Genomic DNA, 18,957 nt, shown 5'->3' with positions numbered 1-18,957 from the left:
CTCAGTCACCCAGATATTGAATGGTGATGTGGTAGTTAAAGACGTGTTGCTCGATGCTGATTGGCACGCGCTTGCCTTTGCGTTGCAGGTAGACAATGTCAGTGACTAGCTTGCCGCTGGCATTGCGTAGCTCGCGCCGATCGCCCTTGTCTTTAAGCGTCCAGCCCTTTGGCAGTTGTGGCTGCCAGGCGCTGAGTGGCCAATGGCTGAGCATCACATCGGCCAGTACCTGGCTGGCGGGAGGCAGCTGCGGCACAACGATCGACTGTTCGGTGTGGATCCCGGTGTCGTCGTAAGTCGCCAGGAACAGACGGATACCGACGGAAGAGAGCCCGGCAAGCGTCACTTTGTGATCATCCGCGTTGAGCATGACCAGCAGGGACTGCGTTTGTCCGTTGAAGGTTCCGGTCAGCAGCTGCTGCGAACTGACCGCCGGGGTAATACCGGGCGGCGGCAGCGTCACTCGGGTTCCTGGCTGAAGCCAGGCCTGCGGACGTGTCCCTTCAGTATCGGTCGAATGGCTACAGCCTGCCAGCAGCAGCGTCGCGACCAGCGCGGCTGCGCGGTAAAAAGCATTCATTTTCGTTTTCTCTCTTTCTTAACAGGCATCGCCAGCGGCGCCAGCAGGAAGGCGGTAAAAATGCCGCTCACCAGCACAATACCGAAGCTGCTGATGGCCTGCGTGGCGCTGAACACGAGCATGCCTAACGTCAGCAGCGTGGTCATCATCGCCAGCGTGATGGCCAGCATTGACGTCAGCGGCGTACCGCGCGGGTTGCCGAAAAACAGCGTGTAGTTAATGCCAATGCCGAGCACCAGGACCAGCGCCAGCAGTGAAAACAGATTTACCGGATGCCCCGTGACGGCCAGCGCGGCCAGCCCGCAGCTGAGCGACAGCACGGACGGGACCAGACTGATAAGCCCTTTTCGCCAGCCGAGGCGTACCATCGCCCCGCAGGCAATCACCGCCAGCGCGACAAACAAGAGTCCCGTTAACAACGTGCGGTAGAGCGCAAACAGGCTGTCAAAACTGGCCTTGCGATCGACCCAGATGACGCCCGCATGACGGGCGGCTACTTCGCTGAGTGCGGCGCTGTTGCGGGCGTTGTCCACCGGCACTAACACACCGCTTTCGCCGTCAGGCAGGGTCAGCCACAGCAAACGCCAGCCTTCGCTGGCCGGGCTGGCGAGCCACGCCTCCACGCTCACGGGCATGGCGTTCAGATTCGGTGTGACGGTGCTCAGTCCCGCGTTTCGCAGCGCGTTCGTTATGGCCGGCGCGGCCTGCTGCAACAGCAGCAGATCGCTTTTCTGGCGCGCCAGCGAATTTAAGGGCAGGGTCCGCCAGCGGGTAATATCCCCCGCTTTTTGGGCCTGGGCTAACGCCGGGGTAAAGGCTTCCAGCCGTTCCAGCGTTTGCTGCGGCGATGCGCCATACACCACAAACCATTTCTGATCGACACCTTGCCCGGTCAGGGCGGTAATGGTTTTCTCCTGCGTCAGAATGTCTTTGGGCAGCGCCTGTAGCTGGGCGATATCGTCGTTGACCTTCAGGGTGGCAAGCCCGGCAGCCGAGACCAGCGCCAGTACCACAGGCAGGCCCACAGAGAGTTTTTTATTGCGTCGCCAGGCGGCCAGCCAGCGCAACATCAGGACCATAAACGGAACCGGACGCACCGGCAAACCACGGCACAGCCAGGGATGCCAGAAAATCACCGTCAGGCAGGAGGCGCTCAGCCCCACCGCGGCAAACACCGCCATCTGGCGGATCCCGGGGAAGGGGGCCAGCATCATAATCAGGTAGGCGGCAACGGTCGTCAGCAGCGCCAGCAGCAGCGCATTACGCACTTTGGCCAGGCTTTGCCACGGGGAATGTTCTGCGCCGTGCACCATGCGTTCGGTGAGGTAATAGAGCGTGTAATCCGCTGAAATTCCGATGATGCTCATGCTCATCACCAGCGTCATCAGATGCAGTTCGCCAAACAGCAGCAGCGTCACCACCGTACCCGCCAGCGCACCTGTGGCAATGGAAATCAGACACAGCAGCAGGGGTTTCAGGGAACGAAACACTGCCAGGATGAGCAGGATAACCCCAAGGATCGTGACGATGCCCAGCGTAGAGATGTCCCGTTTTGCCTGCTGGCTGGCGTAATCACTGTAAAACACGGTACCGCGTGAGAGCAGCTGCGCCTGCGGAAAGCGTGTTTTCAGCGTCTCCTGCAGGGCGGTAAGGGTGGTTACCAGCTGATGGGTTTGCTGCATATCAAACGATGAGCCCGCCAGCTCACCGTGCAGCATATACCAGTAATTTCCACTGGCATCCTGGGTGACCAGCCAGCCGTCCATCAGCCGTAGCTTCTGGCTGTTTTGCGCCAGCGCCAGCTGCGAGCCGCGTATCAGCATCAGGGGATCGTTTTGCAACTCTTTGCCACTCACGCCGGAAAAGGCCGAGTAGAGCTGGGATAAAATCCACTGCGCCTGCGCCTCACCGCCGTTTTGCAGGCGGGCCCGGGTGGCCGAATCAATCAGGCCGTTGCGATGCTGCCAGAAGAACTCGCCCCAGGCTTTTTGCCCGGCGGCGTCCATCGGGCCTTTAACCTCCCTGAGCGAATGGCTGTTTTTCAACAGATCCAGCCACTGCTGCGCCACCCGCGGATCGGGTTCTTTACCGGGACTGACCAGCCAGACAAGCTGGCGGTCAAGACGCTGCATAAACGCGTCGTTGAGTGCCGGCGGGATTGCCCCGAGCGTCTGCTTCGGCAGCATAGCCAGTACGCTGCTGTTCAGGCGCGCGCCGGGCAGCAGCGACAGCAACACACCCAACAGAATCAGGCATACCGTCGCCCACAGCAGCGCCGGGCGCAGGGATTTACGGTGCGGCAAAGCGTTGGCGTTCGTCATCGGTCAGGCTGGCGGGCGTCAGTGTGTGGCGGGAAAGGACGATATCGGTACGATCGCCCTGCTTATCGTTGAGGCGAATCGTCTCAAGGTAGGTCGCGCCGCCCAGATCGAGGGTAGCGAAAATTTTGTCCAGCGGTGTCGTTGTGGGGGTCAGCACCAGCGACCAGCGGCCTTCACCGAGATCGCGAAAATCGATGCGGAAGTTCTCTTCCAGCACCTTGCGGTCGGCCTGGAACAACGCCCGCAGCAGGTGGTTGAACTGGAACATCTGCGGATTATTGTCGGCGGTAATGGTCTGCGGAGGCTGGCCGTTGATCGTCTGGATCATCCGTTTATCATCCAGCAACAACGTCATGGGGAAAGGCGCTTTTTGATCCCACAGCAGGCCGCTGTCGCGTGCGATCAACATTTCGCCCTGCGAGCGCAGCGGCTGCGGCAGATCCTTAATCGTCCGGACCTGTTCGAAATGCGCGCGCACGACAGGTTGCCCGGTAAACCGCTGCTGCAGCTCATCCAGCGTCACGGCGCTCACCAGCGGGCTGATCATCAGTGCCAGCACAGGCAACCATCTCATGGCGTAACTCCCATTCGTTCAAATAATATAGCCGGGCTGACAAAGCACATTTCACGGCTGGCTTCTTCGACGGCCACCTGGATGGTATAGCCGGTGGTGGTGCGTTTACCGGTTTGCGCGTCGAAAATTTGATAGGCGATGCGCAGACGGTTTTCATACTCTTCGATGTGCGCGCGTACACGGATGCGCTGCTCAAAGGTCACCGCATCGCGGTATTTCACCCGGGTATCGACTACCGGCCAGACATAGCCTGACGCCTTCATCTGGCGATAACCGTAGTTAAACTGGTTGAGCAGCGCCTCGCGGGCAATCTCAAAGTAGCGGAAATAGTTGCCGTGCCAGACCACGCCCATCATATCGACATCGTGGAACGGAACGGTGATTTCTACTTCGGTCGTAAAGCGGGGATCGGTCAGCACCCTTTACTCCTTCTCTTTGGCATCCGGCAGGTGCCAGAAATCGAAAAAATTAAACCAGTCGAGCGGTGACATTAAGGCGTAATGCTCAAGCCGCTGTGCATAGCGATCGACGGCCTGTTGCAGCGCCTGCTGGCGCTCCCCGCGTGGCAGAAGCAGCGGGTCGGCAAATGGTTCGCAGTGTATCGTGAGCGCACCCTGCTGACGCAGGGCGTAAATCAGCACCACCGGGCAGCGCAGAATGGAGGCGAGAATAAACGGCCCTTGCGGGAACGGGGCGGGCTGTCCCATAAACGAACTCCAGATCACCCGCCAGTCGCCGCCGCGCTGTGGCGTGACCGCTATGCGATCGCCCACAATGGCGACCCATTCACCGCGCTCAAGCTTCTCTTTGATGGCGATAGCAGTATCCGGGCCAATGTCCGTCACGGGCATCAGGTTAACCCCCGCCTGGGGGGCCATCTCGGTCATGATCTGTTTAAAGCGCTGCGCGTTATCGCTAAAGACCAGCGCGTTGATGACTTTGCTGCCTTCCAGCTGAGCCAGTGCCCGGCAGGCTTCCACATCGCCAAGATGCGACGCGAGCAGCAGTTTGCCTTGCGATGCGTCAGCATCCAGCACGTCATACGCACCGGGAGCAAAGACCACGTCACGATGAAACTTCAGTTCGCCGCGCCAGCTGGCGACTTTATCCAGCATGGCGTTACCGAAGCGCATAAAATGGAAAAAGCTGTTAAGGCGTGGCGGAACAGGCATGTTCCGCTGCGTCAGCACCTGCTTCACTCGTGCTGTCCACTGCTGTGAAGCCTGTCGCGCCGGTCGGGCCGTAAGCCAGTACACCCCGATAACCGGCCACAGCAGCACGGTAAAGGCCCGGCGGCCAAACAGCTGCCAGACGCGCAGCATCAGGCGCATACCCCACAGGCCTTTCACCTCGTCCTGCTGCGCCCAGTGCTGGCGGCGACGACGAAACAGCAGGGCGGGAATGCGGGGCAGCATGCCGAAGAACAGCCGGGTGTGCATCAGCGAGATCCGCAGGTTGTCTTTGAGCGCGTCGAAATGAGATAACCCGTCCGGCGGATAGGTAACGCGGGTCGGCAGAAAATAGCTGGTATTGCCCTGCCAGTAGAGACGGACCATTACTTCGGTGTCAAAGTCCATACGTTTACCAAGCGATACGCGTGCGGCCAGCTGCAGCGTGGGCGAGACCGGGTAGACCCGAAAACCGCACATGCTGTCTTTAAGTTGCAGGGACAGGGTTTCAATCCATACCCAGACGTGCGTTATCCAGCGACCGTAGAGGCGGGAGCGCGGAATGGAATCATCGTAAATGGGCTGGCCAGATATCAGCGCCTCCGGGTGACGCTCAGCCAGAGCCAGCATTTTGGGGATATCCTCAATAGCATGCTGGCCGTCGGCATCCACCTGTACGGCGTGGGTATAGCCCGCGCGGGCCGACTCTTCCAGCCCCTTAATGACCGCGGCACCTTTACCTGCGTTTTGCGCCAGACGTACCAGCGTAACCTGGGGCTGCCCGGCGGCCAGACGCTCCAGAATACGGCGCGTCTGCTCGTCACTTCCGTCATCGACCACCAGACAGGGCAAGCCGAACGGTGCCAGCCGCGACAGTACCTTTGCCATCATCGCGCCATGGTTGTAGCACGGGATCAGCACGCAGGGGCGGAAGGTTACTGACACAGGCGAATCTTCCCGCTGCTGGCAGTATGGCGATTGTCACCGGCATGGCGCTGGTAGCTGAAGGTCAGTATCTGACGTTCGGCATGCCAGTTAAGGACCAGCGTGACCGTGGTATCCGGCAGCAGAGGGGCCTGGAATTTCACATTTTGGATGCTGTGAAAACGGTAACCCGGTGCCAGCAGCGTGGTGGCGTAGTGCATGACCCAGTCAATCTGTGCCACACCTGGCAGCAACGGCTGTACGGCAAAATGCCCCTGGAACCAGAACAGGGAGGGGTCAAGATGCAAAACGATTTCCAGGTGCTGCGGCTGTGCCTGGTGGCGTTCGATTTCATGAATTTTCATGAAACAACTCCTGTAACTGCGCATAGACACGCTTATTCATACTGTTTACCGGCATCGCATCGATAATGCGCCAGTAGCGGGGGACAGCGACCGGCTCAAGCCAGGGCCGCAGGGCGCGGCGCCAGGCCAGTTCCTGCGTTTTTTTGCCCTGCTGATGCCAGCGCTGACGGGTCTTCTCATCCAGAACCAGCAGGACACCTATACCCTGACGACCTCCGCGGGTGACCGGTAATGCTGCGGCTTCACATATGCCCTCAAGCTCCAGCAGGCGACGTTCAATCTCGTTCAGTGAGATACGCTTTTCTTCGATTTTGACCACCCGACCACGACGTCCGGCAATGCTAAAAAAACCGTTACTGTCGAAGTGCAGGATATCGTCCAGCTCTAACCCTGCGGCTTCGTGAATGAGCGGGGAGGTCACGCGGCAGATTTCCCCTTCACTCTGGAACACCACGCCGGGGAAGGCGAACCAGGGTACGCTGTCCGCCTGACGGTGCCGCCAGGCGAGGATCCCGGTTTCGGTACTGCCGTAGATTTCATCCGGCCAGACGTTAAGCCAGCCATGGGTCTCCGTGACATCGCACCAGGGCAGCATTCCCCCGGCGGAGATCAGCATCACGACGGGAGGGGCAGTCAGCTCGGTATCCAGCCGTTTCAGGAATGCCGGACTGCTGATAAAAAGGTACTGCCTGTCGTGAGGGAGTGCCGCCAGTTGCTCAGCGTAATAGAGCATGGCGGCGTGCAGCGGAAGCCCCATCGCCATTGGCAACATGATGCGGAACGTCAGGCCATAGAGATGTTGTGGTACGACCGAGGCCACAATGCTGCAGCCCGCCAGGCGTTCGCCAAAACGGTTCGCCAGCAGGCATGCTTCACGGTCCAGGCTGGTGATGTGCTTAATGACCCGGCGTGGGGTGCCCGTGGAGCCCGAGGTAAAAAGCTCAACAAAGCGCGCGTCGTCAATGACGGGCAACGGTGCCCATTGGCGCGCGGTCTGGGGGGAGGAGGTTACCACAATGACCTTTCCCTGAATATCCAGCGTCTGATCGCTCAGGACACCGCTAAACAGCGACTGCTGTTCGTCGAGCAGAGAGACCCGGCTATGGCCTGGAATGACCGGGGTTTTACCGGCATGCAGTGAGGCCAGCAGCGCAACAATAAACAGGTAGCTGTTTTCAAAGCACAGCGCCCAGCGTTCACCCTCCTGCTGTCGCAATACTTCTACCAGCAAGGTGACATCGTGGCGCAACTCACCCAGCGTCCAGGTGCGATCGTCAAGCCAGGCGATCGGCGTGTCGTCAGGGCGTGGAGCATTTAACCACAGGCCCAGCGGGAGGGGTTTATTCATCGAGCTTCTCTTTTTTCATCACCCGTTGACGCACCAGCCACTCTGTCGCCATCAGCGTGCCCATCAGAAAATAAGCCACCATACCGTTCCACACTGTCCAGACATGCATATCGCCGTGTAGCACGGTAAACAGGGCTATCGCACCGTTACCGAGGAAAAACCCGCACCACACCAGCGTCACCTTACGGGTATATCGCACACCCGCCGGAGGCAAATTCGGTTCACGCAGACGTGCCAGCCGTTCAACCAGCGGCATGGTTGTCCACAGTGAGCCGCCAAACACGGTCAGCATCACGAGATTAACCACCACCGGATAGAGCAGCAGCCACTGATGCGCTTTCAGCAGATAGCTCGCCGCGCAGAGCGCCAGGCCTGCCAGCGCAATGCACTGCACCACATACCGCATCGGGCCTGCGTTTCGCCGCGCCTGATGCAGACGCAGCACCAGCACCAGGGCCATCAGCGGCAACAGCCAGTGCAGACCGTTGTGCGTCAGCCCCAATCCAATCAGGAATGGCCACGCCAGCAACACGACTCCCGTCAGGAGTGGGATTGCCGGAAACGCTCGTCCTCCAGGCACGGTGGTTTACTCGTCGCGCAAAAGCTGAGCGACAGCGTCAACCACATCCTGCACGGTACGGACAGATTTGAAGGTTTCCGGTTTGATTTTCGTCCCCGTTTTCTTCTGCAGGTGAACAATCATGTCCACTGCATCGATACTGTCCAGATCCAGATCTTCGTACAGGCGAGCCTCAGGCGTGATTTCCTGTGGGTCGAGTTCAAACAGCGTAGCCAGGAGTTCGCAGACTTCCTGATAAATGGTTTCTTGTTCAGTCATAACGGATCACATCTCAGGCGCGTTGAGCGTTGATAAAAGAAGCCAGCGTGGCGACGGAAAAGAAGTGCTGACGCATCTCTTCGCTTTCGGCAGACAGCACCACGCCATACTGGTTTTTCACGGCCAGGCCAAGTTCGAGGGCGTCGATAGAGTCGAGACCCAGTCCATCACCAAACAGCGCAGCATCGGTATCGATATCCTCGGCGGTAAGCTCGTCCAGATTCAGCGTGGTGATGATGAGATTTTTAATTTCAAGATGAAGCGCTTGCATCATTAATTCCTGACAAAGATTGAAGGCCTGATGTTAATCGATGCTGCAGATGCCGGTTTAACTGCCTTGCCGCCAGTGCCGGTTCTTGTGTCTTCGCATCGTAAAAAGCGTCGATATTCACGCGATCGCGAACATCTACGGTGAAAACAGGTTTTACGGGCGGTACGTCGTACCAGTGACTTTTTTTATCCAGCAGAGGTTCGCTGCAGTGGATCACCACGATGCGCAGGTCGCTGTGGCAGCGCACGGCAATATTTGCCGCGCCGCGCTGGAGGGAGATTGCCTCTCCCGACCGGGTTCGTGTGCCTTCCGGAAAGATTAACAGCGTGTCGCCCTGGGCCAGACGCTGCTGGCTTGCACTGAGGAGCGTTTCCGCTTCGCTGTTAATCAGGTAATCCGCTGCGCGAATGACGCCGTTGACAAAGGGATTGCGAAGCAACGCACTTTTCACCAGACAGTCGGTTTCGGGCATGACGGACGCCAGGATCACGTAATCAATCAGCGTCGGGTGATTGGCCACCACCAGACAACCACGGTCCCCGCGAAGGGCGTCAAGATTGTGAATGCGATAGTCCAGTACCCCGGTGCCACGGGCGACATGTAAGAAAAAGCGGAAGCTGGCCGCGATACTGCGACGCGCCAGGCGACGGCGTCTGGCGCGGTCGCGCTGAACCAGCAACAGCAGATTGAACCACACCAGCGACAGCAGCAACCCGCCCGTGCCAAACAGCACGAAGCAGAAGCCGGTCATCATCAGACGCCATAACCAGTTGATACGGGCAGTCAGGCGGCTCATTCGCGTGTCCATTGCCACAGCAGACGTTCGCCTGAAACCACAAACTGCCGTTCATCGCGGAGGTACCGTTGCAGGAACATCAGGCTCTGCGGCAGGGGAGGTTCTTCACCCGTGCTGCCGCTGCGGGTTTCGCACTGCAGTGTGCTCCCGGCTTCAATCACCAGGGCCAGTGCGTAGGGCCAGGTAGGCATCTGCGGCGGTAAACCCGGATGATAAAAATCGGGCAGGGCGCCGTCAAAATCGACCAGCAAGACGCGGGAATAGCCCGCCTGAAGCAGGCTCAACACTTCACATAATGCCTGCTGGAAGGTGTCCAGCCCCGCAGAAACAGAAGACGAGACGATGGGGTGTCGCGCAGTGATCGTCAGGTTGCCCACCGCCGAATTGTGCACGGACATGGCAAAGTCTGTCGGCGAGACGGCCTGACCGGTCGCCAGGGAGTGCAGGATGCGGAAATTACGCTCCAGTTCGCCATGACGGCTGGAATAGACAACGGCATCAATCGTGTGGCGGCGAAGCAGGGTGAGTCCAAGGTCTACCGCCAGCTTACTGCCCGAGTTGAGGCGGCGCGCGGTCATCATCGGCAGTTCGGTAAGCTTAGGCAGCGGCGCAGCCGGGTCGAGGGTAAGGTGCTGGCGTGACCACGCCTGCCACTCTGCGGCATCGCTCAGGCCTGGCGCTCTTGCCTGCCAGTCAATTATGTTCAGTGAAAATTTCATCTACGCGCGTCCGCGGAAAACCATCATTAAAAGACAGGCAAGCCTGCCGGGCAGTTCAACTGCTCTATTGTTCAATTTTTTGACAAATCAATAGGGTATGACCTACCCCAAGGTTGTCCAGCCGCTGTTCTACGTGGAAACCGGCCCGCTCCAGGTAGTGATAAAATTTCTCTACACTGTAAAACCGGCTGTTGCCGTTCGCCATACAGGTGAAATAAAGCGAGGTAGCATTCAGGCTGAATGAGGCGGCTTCAAATTTTTGGGCATCCCAGAACAGTTCCATGATGCACAGTCGCGCGCCGGGCTTCATAGCCTGTGCAACGCGAGTCAACATGGCGACAATCTGGTCCGGAGAGAAACAATCCAGGAACTGGCTCATCCACCAGATATCGGCTTCACCCGGCAATGTCGCATGACTAAGCATATCGACAGCATAGAAGCCAATGCGATGAGATAAACCTGCTTTTTCGATGTTTTCCTGCGCCAGCGTTATCTGCTGTGGAAGGTCAAGGATCGTCACGGCAACATTGTCGTCATAGCGGCAGCAGCGTAACGCCCATTTACCCGTATTTCCGCCCACATCGTACAATTTTGTCGGCGAGCTTGCGAATATATATGGCAGCGCCGCGTCGAAAGCGGCATCAGAATAGTAATGATCAAAAGCGAACCAGCTCTCTTTTGCCTGCGCGGGTAATTGTGATAATGCCGGATAGATGGTTGGCCAGTTGCCAAACACGGATAATCCCGCCGGTTTTTCTTCCTGCAGGGCATCGGCCAGATGGAATAACCCCTGGTAACAAACATCCTGCGTGAAATCCATATTCACGCGAGTCATGGTGTCATGCAATAAGAAATGGCCCACCTTTGCCAGGAAATAGCGCCCTTCTTTACAGGTAACGATCCGCCCGCTTAATCCCATATCCAGCAATACGCTTACGCTATAACTGCTCAGGGTACTGTTTTCGGTTATTTCCTCGAGACTTGCCCCTGCTTTCCCTTTTTTATCCAGCCAGGAAAGCACGCCCGAATTACGCAGACAACGCGCGGTCTGAAACAGCATCGGCGCAAAAGCGATGCGTTGCGCTTCGGTAATGGCGTCCAGCGCGTTGAGGGTGTCCTTTTCGTACATGCGTGCGTAACCTTATGAGGCCGAGAAAAACGTTATCGGGCCATGTCGGCCCGACATGAGGAAAATATTACAGCGCGGCGCCTGCAGAGAGGTTCATCTGAATATCGTGGTCGAGGTTATGAACCCAGCGGTTATAGTTCTTGTGGATTTTACCGTCGGCGGCTTTCAGGTTCATACTGCTTTCGTAATTAATTGAATAGTTTGTCGCAGAATAAGGAATACGGATTTCGACCGAGTGGTCGCGTGCCTGCAGACGGCCTTTAATTACGCCCGGGCCCGCTTCGCTCATGATCCAGTCGCGCTTCTGGCCTGCTTTCAGAATGGCGGTTTTCACCTGCTCAGCGGTGTGGCCTGTACTGACAGTAGCGTGAACCTGATCGATTGGGGCGGTACGCGCGCAACCGGCCAGTGCGCCGACGACAGCAACAGCAGCAAACCATTTAATGATCTTTTTCATCAACAACTCCGTATCAATAATAACAATTTAAATCAGTAATTTTAAAAATTATATTTTGGCGGAGTATTATCGCTAATGAGGATAATTTTTGTCGATATAAAAGTGGGTATTTATTTTATGTGAGGGGAGATGTAATGCATTGAAACGAAAGGGTGAGAATTATATGTCATGTAATTTGCGTTAAATAAATATTTGCATGACAATTCATTTATTAGGGCGGGATAAATAACGCGAAATCCTCCTTAGCGAAAATGAAAATTACCGCGCGGTGAGCGTCGCGGTAATTTTCGGTGTGTTGCACAGTGACGCGTTGTGGGACCCGTTATCCCGGCAATCGGCTTTTCGGTCGCCCGGGACCCAACAGGATCGCCAGTTTGCTGCCACCTTTGGTGGTTTCCATCCAGATCTTACACACGCTGGTCAGCGGTACTGACAGTAACATCCCGACCGGTCCCAGCAGCCATCCCCAGATCAGCAACGACAAGAACACCACCAGCGTCGACATTCCGAGACGGTGGCCCATCATGCGCGGCTCAAGGATATTGCCCAGCACCATATGCACGACCAGGAACAGCGCCCCCACCAGCATGCATTCGTAAAAGCCATTGAACAGAAACGCCTGAATCATCGGCGGCACGGCGGAAAGCACCGCGCCGATGTTGGGTACATAGTTCAGCAGAAACGCCAGTACGCCCCACATCAGCGCGAACTGCACGCCCATCAGCATCAGTCCCAGCCAGACAATCACCCCGGTCCAGACGCTTAACAGCGTTTTCAGGGCCAGATATTTGGACACGCCCTTCAGGGCCCGGTGTAAACCCGCAATATGAATTTGCGGGTTATTCAGCGCAAAGCGCAGCTTATAAGGAACATGGCGGACCTCGAACAGCATAAACACCACCGTCATCACCAGCAGCAGGATGCTGGCCATCGCGCCGGAAAGGCCGGTCATCAGGGTGGTGGCGTAGGTCATGACCTTCTCTGAATCCATGCGGCGTAACATCCGCTCGGGTGAGATATGCAGGTTAAGAAAAGGCATCATCTCCTGAAGCGAAACGATCTTACGCGTCAGCTCTTTGTTGTACTGCGGGAGCATGGTGGAGAATTCACTGAGCGACGCCGCGAGCACGCCGAAAAGCGCCGTCAGGGCAATCATCATCACGATGACCACGATAGTAATGGCCACCGGACGGCTGATGCCCCGGCGCAAAAACCAGGTCACCAGCGGATTAAGCACAATGGCAAAAAAGAGCGCCAGCAGGAGCTGGACAATGATGTCAGCGGCAGCATGGATACCTGCAAGGATAACCACCAGGCAGGCGAGTTTTAATAAGATGTGAAGTCCTGCTTTGTCGGACTGGTTCGGTATCATGCGGGTTCCTTAATGTGATAGCCCGTTAAGTGTAGTGCCCGGCGGCCGCTTCGTCTGGAGCCGATAATCTGAAAGTCAGTGCTGATTTTCTTATCCTGCCGTGGTAATAGTGAAACACTGTTGTAAAAATTCAGGTTAAACCCCATGCCAGAGCATGCCGCCGAACCGGCGCTGAGCGGATTGCGCCTCAATCTGCGCATTGTTTCCGTTGTGATTTTTAACTTCGCCAGTTATCTGACGATTGGCCTGCCGCTGGCGGTGTTGCCGGGCTATGTCCATGACGTCATGGGTTTTAGCGCATTCTGGGCGGGGCTGGTCATCAGCCTGCAGTATTTCGCCACGCTCCTGAGCCGCCCGCATGCCGGGCGCTATGCGGATCTCTTTGGGCCAAAGCGCATCGTCGTTGTGGGGCTCTGCGGCTGTTTTCTGAGTGGTCTGGGCTACCTGCTGGCCGCCACCACCAGCCACTGGCCGCTGGTCAGCCTGGCGCTGCTCTGTCTGGGGCGTGTGATTCTGGGTATTGGACAAAGTCTGGCGGGCACCGGTTCGACGCTGTGGGGCGTGGGTGTGGTGGGTGCGTCCCATATTGGCCGGGTGATCTCGTGGAACGGTATCGTCACTTACGGCGCAATGGCGCTGGGCGCACCGCTGGGGGTGATCTGTTATGCCTATGGCGGGCTATCCGGGCTGGCTATCACCATTATGGTCGTCGCGCTGCTCGCGATTCTGTTTGCCCTGCCGCGCCCGAAGGTGAAGGCCAGCAAAGGCAAGCCACTGCCGTTCAGGGCGGTGCTGGGGCGCGTCTGGCCTTATGGTATGGCGCTGGCGCTGGCAACCACCGGCTTCGGCGTGATCGCCACGTTCATCACTCTCTTCTATGACGCCAAAGGCTGGGACGGCGCAGCCTTTGCCCTGACGCTGTTTAGCTGTGCGTTTGTCGGCGCGCGTTTGCTCTTCCCGAACGGTATCAACCGTCTGGGGGGACTGAATGTGGCGTTGATCTGCTTTGTGGTAGAGATTGTCGGGCTGGTGTTGACCGGGATTGCCACCGCACCGTGGATGGCGAAAATGGGCGTTTTCCTCGCCGGCGCTGGCTTTTCGCTGGTCTTCCCGGCACTCGGCGTGGTCGCGGTAAAAGCCGTGCCGCAGCAGAACCAGGGGTCGGCGCTGGCGACCTACACGGTGTTTATGGACATGTCGCTGGGCATTACCGGGCCGCTGGCGGGGCTGGTGATGGCGTGGGCAGGGGTACCGGTAATCTATCTTGCCGCGGCGGGTCTGGTGGTTATCGCATTGATGCTGACATGGCGGCTAAAAAAATGGCCCCCGGTGCAGGCACCGGAGGCCACGTCATCATCGTGAAGAATTACTGGATCACGATGGTGTTAATGATGTTTTCAGCAGCCGTCTGCGCTTTCTGCTGATTTTCCGCCGGCAGGGTGATCTGCAGGGTCAGCAGTTTATTATCGACCTTACCAAGCACCACGGAAGAGTAAGCGGTCTGACCTTTTGCTGAAATGATGCTGTCCAGCTGTTGCAGCGTGTGGCCTTTCAGTTCGATAGATTTATTGGTCACGACCTGCAGCTGCGGATCGCGGCTGCGCTGCTGATCTTCCAGACGTTTGGTCATGACGGCCAGGTCTTCGCTGGTGTCGTCGCCCACAATCACAATAACGGCTTTCTGCCCGGTTGCATCGGAGTAAACGTGCATATTGTTCGCCTGGGTACCCAGCTTGCCGCTCTGGTCAGTCATATCTGCTGGCAGAGAGAAACTGAGTTTACCGTCCAGCAGACTCACCGGCTGACCGGTGGCGTTGCTCTCTGCAGACGCGCCCTGAGCAGGCGTTTTCGTGTCGCTGTTATCACAGGCTGCAAGGCCCACAACCAGCAGGCCAATCCCGACATATTTAACCAGATTGCGCATTAACTTCTTCCTTTCGATAAACGGCCATAACGGCTGATTGGCTCATCTTATCACAACTGATAAAGCGAACCCTTAACCAGCCTGCAATGCTGTGATTTCAGATTTATCTGCGAGTCTTTTCAGCAGCATATTCAGCAGGACGCCGTACATCGGCAGGAAGAACACAATGCTGATAAGCACCTTGAAGCAGTAGTCCACAAGGGCGATTTCCATCCAGTGCTGGGCCATAAATGCGTCCGGGCTACGCCAGAATGCGATAAAGAAGAAGGCCAGCGTGTCGCTGACGTTGCCGAACAGCGTGGACGCCGTGGGTGCCATCCACCAGCGATGATTTTGACGCAGGCGGTTAAACACGTGAACGTCGAGGATCTGCCCCAGCGCGTAGGCCATAAAGCTGGCGGAGGCGATACGGGCAACAAACAGGTTGAAGTGCGTTAACGCCTCGAACCCCTGCCAGCTTCCCATATAAAACAGGGAAGAGATCACGTACGAAATGAACAGCGCCGGCAGCATGACCGCAAAAATAATGCGGCGAGCCAGCGGTGCGCCGAAAATACGCACGGTCAAATCAGTGGCGAGAAAAATAAACGGGAAACTGAACGCACCCCACGTGGTATGAAAACCAAAGATGGAGATCGGGAGTTGCACCAGATAGTTGCTGGAGGTAATCACCAGCAAATGAAAAAGCGAAAGCCAGAACAACGCTTTAACGCGCTGCGAATCAGAAAACTGCATCATGTTGTAACCTTTTTATACGTTGGGGTGAGGGAACCCAATAAAAACCGCAGCATGATACTGCTTTGGCCGGACATTGCAATGGTTAGTTTTTACGCAATCGTTAACCTGGTTGCATTGCCGACGATGGGGCGTAAACTACAGCCGTTTTTACCTGACCGAGAAGAACATGACCGATCTGTTTTCCAGCCCAGACCACACCCTTGATGCTCAGGGCCTTCGCTGCCCGGAGCCGGTAATGATGGTACGTAAAACCGTGCGCAACATGCAGACCGGTGAGACGCTGCTGATCATCGCCGACGACCCCGCCACCACCCGCGACATTCCCGGTTTTTGTACCTTTATGGAACATGAGCTGGTGGCACAGCAGACCGAAACGCTGCCGTACCGGTATGTGATCCGTAAGGGGTAAATGTGGCCTGATGGCCTCACCCCGACCCTCTCCCACCGGGAGAGGGAGAAAACCTTTCTAAACCATCGTTTCAAAATTTCACGCTTTTGTGAGGCGCTTCACCTCCGCTTTTCCGGCCGTAGTCTAGTTTTTAAGCGTACAAAAATAAAACACTGTTTTAACGCTTATCTCACTACCCTGGAGTTGACCCGATGAAAACGACCCTCAAGCCGTTACTGGCCGCCCTGTGCCTCTCCGCTTTTGCCTGCTCTGTCGCTGCGCAAACCATCAAAGCCGCCGATGTGCACCCTGAAGGCTACCCGAACGTGGTGGCGGTTCAGCAAATGGGTGAAAAACTCAAACAACAAACCGACGGCAAGCTGGAGATCAAGGTCTTCCCCGGCGGCGTGCTGGGGGATGAAAAACAGATGATTGAGCAGGCGCAGATGGGGGCGATCGATATGATCCGCGTCTCGATGGCGCCGGTGGCGGCCATCCTGCCCGATATCGAAGTCTTCACGCTGCCCTACGTTTTCCGCGATGAAGACCACATGCACAAAGTGATCGACGGGGATATCGGCAAGCAAATTGGCGATAAGCTAACTGCCAACCCGAAATCACGACTGGTGTTCCTCGGCTGGATGGACTCCGGCACCCGCAACCTGATCACCAAAGATCCGATTGTTAAACCCGACGATCTGAAAGGGAAGAAAATCCGCGTACAGGGCAGTCCGGTGGCGCTGGCGACGCTCAAAGATATGGGCGCTAACGCGGTGGCAATGGGGGTAAGCGAAGTTTACAGCGGAATGCAAACCGGCGTGATTGACGGCGCGGAGAATAATCCACCGACCTATGTCGCGCATAACTATATGCCGGTCGCCAAAAACTACACCCTCAGCGGCCACTTTATCACCCCGGAAATGCTGCTCTACTCAAAAGTGAAGTGGGACAAACTCAGCGCCGACGAGCAGAAAAAGATCCTGACCCTGGCCCGTGAAGCCCAGTTTGAACAACGTAAGTTGTGGGAAGCCTATAACGCCCAGGCGCTGGAAAAAATGAAGGCTGGCGGGGTGCAGTTCCACGAGATCGACAAAACGGTATTTATCAAAGCCACAGAGCCGGTGCGCGCCCAGTATGGCGAAAAGCATCAGGATCTGATGAAAGCCATCGCTGACGTCAAGTAACCGGAGTACGTATGTCCGAACTCTATCTGAAGTGGATGGACCGTCTCTACCTGCTGGCGATGGCCGTGGCGGGCATTTCGCTGCTGGTGATGACGATTGTGATCCCCATCGGCATTTTTTCGCGCTATGTGCTTAACCGCGGTGAATCCTGGCCGGAGCCGGTTGCCATCATCTGCATGGTGACCTTCACCTTTATCGGCGCGGCGGTCAGCTACCGTGCCGGTTCGCACATTGCGGTGAATATGCTCACCGACCGGCTGCCCGGGCCGTTAAAAACCGTCTGCGCACGGGCCGTTGATCTGCTGATGCTGCTGATCGCTGGCCTGATGTTCTGGTACAGCTACTGGCTGTGCGTCGAACTCTGGGAGCAACCGGTCGCCGAATTTCCGGTCCTGACCTCCGGCGAGAGCTATCTGCCGCTGCCGGTGGGCTCTGCCGTTCTGATCCTGTTTGTGATTGAGCGCCTGCTGTTTGGCTCGCAGGAAAACCGTCCCGTCGTGCTGATCGGCAACCACAGTTAAGGGGTGAACAATGGATGCATTCGTTTTGTTATTCACCCTCGCCATTTTGCTGGCGCTGGGGATGCCGGTGGCCTTTGCCGTCGGGCTAAGCGCCGTCGCGGGCGCGTTGTGGATAGATTTACCTCTCGAGGCGCTGATGATTCAGATAACCAGCGGGGTGAATAAATTCACGCTGCTGGCGATCCCCTTCTTTATTCTCGCGGGTGCGATTATGGCGGAAGGGGGGATTGCCCGACGGCTGGTCAATTTCGCCTACGTGTTTGTTGGCTTTATTCGCGGTGGGCTGTCGCTGGTGAATATTGTGGCCTCCACCTTCTTCGGCGCGATTTCCGGCTCGTCGGTGGCGGATACGGCCTCCATTGGCAGCGTAATGATCCCGGAGATGGAGAAGAAGGGCTATCCGCGCGATTATGCGGCGGCGGTGACCGCCAGCGGGTCGGTACAGGCGATTTTGATCCCGCCCAGCCACAACTCGGTAATTTATTCCCTCGCGGCAGGCGGGACGGTCTCTATCGCGACGCTGTTTATCGCGGGGGTGCTGCCAGGGCTGCTGCTCGGCGTAAGCCTGATGGCAATGTGTCTGGGCTTTGCCCGCAAACGTGGCTACCCGAAAGGGGAAAAAATTCCCTTTAAGCAGGCGCTGAAAATCACGCTGGACGCGCTGTGGGGGCTGATGACCGTGGTGATTATTCTCGGTGGGATACTGTCCGGGATATTTACCGCAACGGAATCCGCTGCTGTGGCCTGTCTGTGGGCGTTCTTTGTCACCATGTTTATCTACCGGGACTACAAATGGAACGAACTGCCGAAGCTGATGTGCAGGACGGTGAAAACCGTCACCATCGTGATGATACTGATTGGCTTTGCGGCGGCGTTTGGCGCGGTGATGACCTACATGCAGCTCCCGAGCCGTATCACCGAGTTCTTCACCTCGCTCTCCGATAACAAGTACGTGATCCTGATGTATCTCAACATTATGCTACTGCTGATCGGCACGTTAATGGACATGGCGCCGATCATCCTGATCCTGACGCCAGTGCTGTTGCCGGTAACCAATTCGCTGGGCATCGATCCGGTGCATTTTGGGATGATCATGATGGTGAACCTGGGGATCGGGCTAATTACGCCGCCGGTCGGTTCGGTGCTGTTTGTGGCGAGTGCGGTAAGTAAACAGAAAATCGAGCATGTGGTTCGCGCCATGCTGCCGTTTTACGGCATGCTGCTGGTGGTGCTGGCGATGGTGACGTACATCCCGGCCATCTCGCTGTGGCTGCCGCGCGTGTTAGGGATGCAGTGACGCCGTTTTCCGCCCTCTCCCGGTGGGAGAGGGCATCTCGTG

22 protein-coding genes are annotated in these 18,957 nt (G+C 57.0%); 5 read left to right on the top strand and 17 right to left on the bottom strand.

The annotated features are described in order from the left end of the window. Position 1: 1 nt before the first annotated feature. From HV242_RS22060 to HV242_RS21990, 15 genes are all read right to left on the bottom strand, one after another. On the bottom strand, positions 2-580 hold the full coding sequence (locus HV242_RS22060) for a DUF3261 domain-containing protein (protein WP_014172042.1): 579 nt from the start codon (positions 578-580) through the stop codon (positions 2-4). Further along, positions 577-2,901 carry an MMPL family transporter gene (locus HV242_RS22055; RefSeq protein ID WP_050737709.1) on the bottom strand — a complete coding sequence of 775 codons (2,325 nt, stop codon included), beginning with the start codon at positions 2,899-2,901 and terminating at the stop codon, positions 577-579. Before HV242_RS22055 ends, HV242_RS22060 begins: the two co-directional genes overlap by 4 nt. Continuing rightward, positions 2,870-3,475: an outer membrane lipoprotein carrier protein LolA gene (locus HV242_RS22050; protein ID WP_025202832.1), complete on the bottom strand. Its 606-nt coding sequence runs from the start codon at positions 3,473-3,475 to the stop codon at positions 2,870-2,872. Before HV242_RS22050 ends, HV242_RS22055 begins: the two co-directional genes overlap by 32 nt. Beyond that, positions 3,472-3,894, bottom strand: coding sequence for an acyl-CoA thioesterase (locus HV242_RS22045; RefSeq protein WP_014172038.1), 423 nt, complete (start codon positions 3,892-3,894; stop codon positions 3,472-3,474). The genes HV242_RS22050 and HV242_RS22045 overlap by 4 nt, the downstream gene beginning before the upstream one ends. A 3-nt stretch (positions 3,895-3,897) precedes the next feature. Continuing rightward, entirely contained in the window at positions 3,898-5,589 is a 1,692-nt protein-coding gene (locus HV242_RS22040) for a glycosyltransferase family 2 protein (RefSeq protein WP_050737708.1), read from the bottom strand. Next, positions 5,580-5,933 carry an ApeI family dehydratase gene (locus HV242_RS22035; RefSeq protein WP_050737707.1) on the bottom strand — a complete coding sequence of 118 codons (354 nt, stop codon included), beginning with the start codon at positions 5,931-5,933 and terminating at the stop codon, positions 5,580-5,582. Before HV242_RS22035 ends, HV242_RS22040 begins: the two co-directional genes overlap by 10 nt. Then, complete coding sequence (locus HV242_RS22030) at positions 5,920-7,281, bottom strand: AMP-binding protein (protein WP_050737706.1); 1,362 nt, start codon at positions 7,279-7,281, stop codon at positions 5,920-5,922. The genes HV242_RS22035 and HV242_RS22030 overlap by 14 nt, the downstream gene beginning before the upstream one ends. Further along, on the bottom strand, positions 7,274-7,861 hold the full coding sequence (locus HV242_RS22025) for a COG4648 family protein (protein ID WP_050737705.1): 588 nt from the start codon (positions 7,859-7,861) through the stop codon (positions 7,274-7,276). The genes HV242_RS22030 and HV242_RS22025 overlap by 8 nt, the downstream gene beginning before the upstream one ends. Before the next feature lie 6 nt (positions 7,862-7,867). Continuing rightward, positions 7,868-8,119, bottom strand: coding sequence for an acyl carrier protein (locus HV242_RS22020; RefSeq protein ID WP_014172033.1), 252 nt, complete (start codon positions 8,117-8,119; stop codon positions 7,868-7,870). 13 nt (positions 8,120-8,132) lie between these two features. Next, positions 8,133-8,390 (bottom strand): phosphopantetheine-binding protein, encoded by a 258-nt coding sequence (locus HV242_RS22015; protein WP_020884530.1) that lies wholly within the window; start codon positions 8,388-8,390, stop codon positions 8,133-8,135. Continuing rightward, a complete protein-coding gene (locus HV242_RS22010; RefSeq protein ID WP_050737704.1) occupies positions 8,371-9,186 on the bottom strand; it encodes a lysophospholipid acyltransferase family protein in 816 nt (271 codons plus the stop codon). The genes HV242_RS22015 and HV242_RS22010 overlap by 20 nt, the downstream gene beginning before the upstream one ends. Continuing rightward, a complete protein-coding gene (locus HV242_RS22005) occupies positions 9,183-9,905 on the bottom strand; it encodes a beta-ketoacyl synthase chain length factor (RefSeq protein WP_025202836.1) in 723 nt (240 codons plus the stop codon). The genes HV242_RS22010 and HV242_RS22005 overlap by 4 nt, the downstream gene beginning before the upstream one ends. A 64-nt stretch (positions 9,906-9,969) precedes the next feature. Then, the gene (locus tag HV242_RS22000) at positions 9,970-11,034 is read right to left on the bottom strand and encodes a methyltransferase (protein WP_050737703.1); all 1,065 of its coding nucleotides are present in this window, start codon (positions 11,032-11,034) and stop codon (positions 9,970-9,972) included. Between the two features lie 67 nt (positions 11,035-11,101). Next, complete coding sequence (locus HV242_RS21995) at positions 11,102-11,491, bottom strand: hypothetical protein (RefSeq protein ID WP_044867739.1); 390 nt, start codon at positions 11,489-11,491, stop codon at positions 11,102-11,104. A 322-nt stretch (positions 11,492-11,813) separates the two neighbouring features. Beyond that, positions 11,814-12,863: an AI-2E family transporter gene (locus tag HV242_RS21990; protein ID WP_014172027.1), complete on the bottom strand. Its 1,050-nt coding sequence runs from the start codon at positions 12,861-12,863 to the stop codon at positions 11,814-11,816. Between the two features lie 144 nt (positions 12,864-13,007). Here HV242_RS21990 and HV242_RS21985 point away from each other — a divergent pair, with 144 nt between their 5' ends. After that, positions 13,008-14,225 (top strand): MFS transporter, encoded by a 1,218-nt coding sequence (locus HV242_RS21985; protein WP_050737702.1) that lies wholly within the window; start codon positions 13,008-13,010, stop codon positions 14,223-14,225. Positions 14,226-14,229: 4 nt separating this feature from the next. On the opposite strand, the gene HV242_RS21980 is transcribed toward HV242_RS21985, so the two are convergent. Next, entirely contained in the window at positions 14,230-14,787 is a 558-nt protein-coding gene (locus HV242_RS21980) for a DcrB family lipoprotein (RefSeq protein ID WP_014172025.1), read from the bottom strand. A gap of 72 nt (positions 14,788-14,859) precedes the next feature. Continuing rightward, positions 14,860-15,525, bottom strand: a complete 666-nt coding sequence (locus HV242_RS21975; protein WP_020884536.1) for a 7-cyano-7-deazaguanine/7-aminomethyl-7-deazaguanine transporter — start codon at positions 15,523-15,525, stop codon at positions 14,860-14,862. 166 nt (positions 15,526-15,691) lie between these two features. Between HV242_RS21975 and tusA the strand changes: the two genes are divergently transcribed. The 4 genes from tusA (at position 15,692) to HV242_RS21955 (ending at position 18,915) form a co-directional block, all read left to right on the top strand. After that, entirely contained in the window at positions 15,692-15,934 is a 243-nt protein-coding gene (gene tusA, locus HV242_RS21970) for a sulfurtransferase TusA (RefSeq protein WP_020884537.1), read from the top strand. Between the two features lie 191 nt (positions 15,935-16,125). Next, positions 16,126-17,097: a TRAP transporter substrate-binding protein gene (locus HV242_RS21965; RefSeq protein ID WP_014172022.1), complete on the top strand. Its 972-nt coding sequence runs from the start codon at positions 16,126-16,128 to the stop codon at positions 17,095-17,097. Between the two features lie 11 nt (positions 17,098-17,108). Further along, positions 17,109-17,618, top strand: coding sequence for a TRAP transporter small permease (locus tag HV242_RS21960; RefSeq protein WP_014172021.1), 510 nt, complete (start codon positions 17,109-17,111; stop codon positions 17,616-17,618). Positions 17,619-17,628: 10 nt separating this feature from the next. Further along, on the top strand, positions 17,629-18,915 hold the full coding sequence (locus HV242_RS21955) for a TRAP transporter large permease (RefSeq protein ID WP_014172020.1): 1,287 nt from the start codon (positions 17,629-17,631) through the stop codon (positions 18,913-18,915). Positions 18,916-18,957 lie beyond the last annotated feature (42 nt).

The sequence above is a fragment of the Enterobacter sp. RHBSTW-00593 genome (assembly GCF_013784105.1).
Lineage (GTDB): Bacteria > Pseudomonadota > Gammaproteobacteria > Enterobacterales > Enterobacteriaceae > Enterobacter > Enterobacter ludwigii.
This window is presented reverse-complemented; position numbering and strand designations above follow the sequence as displayed.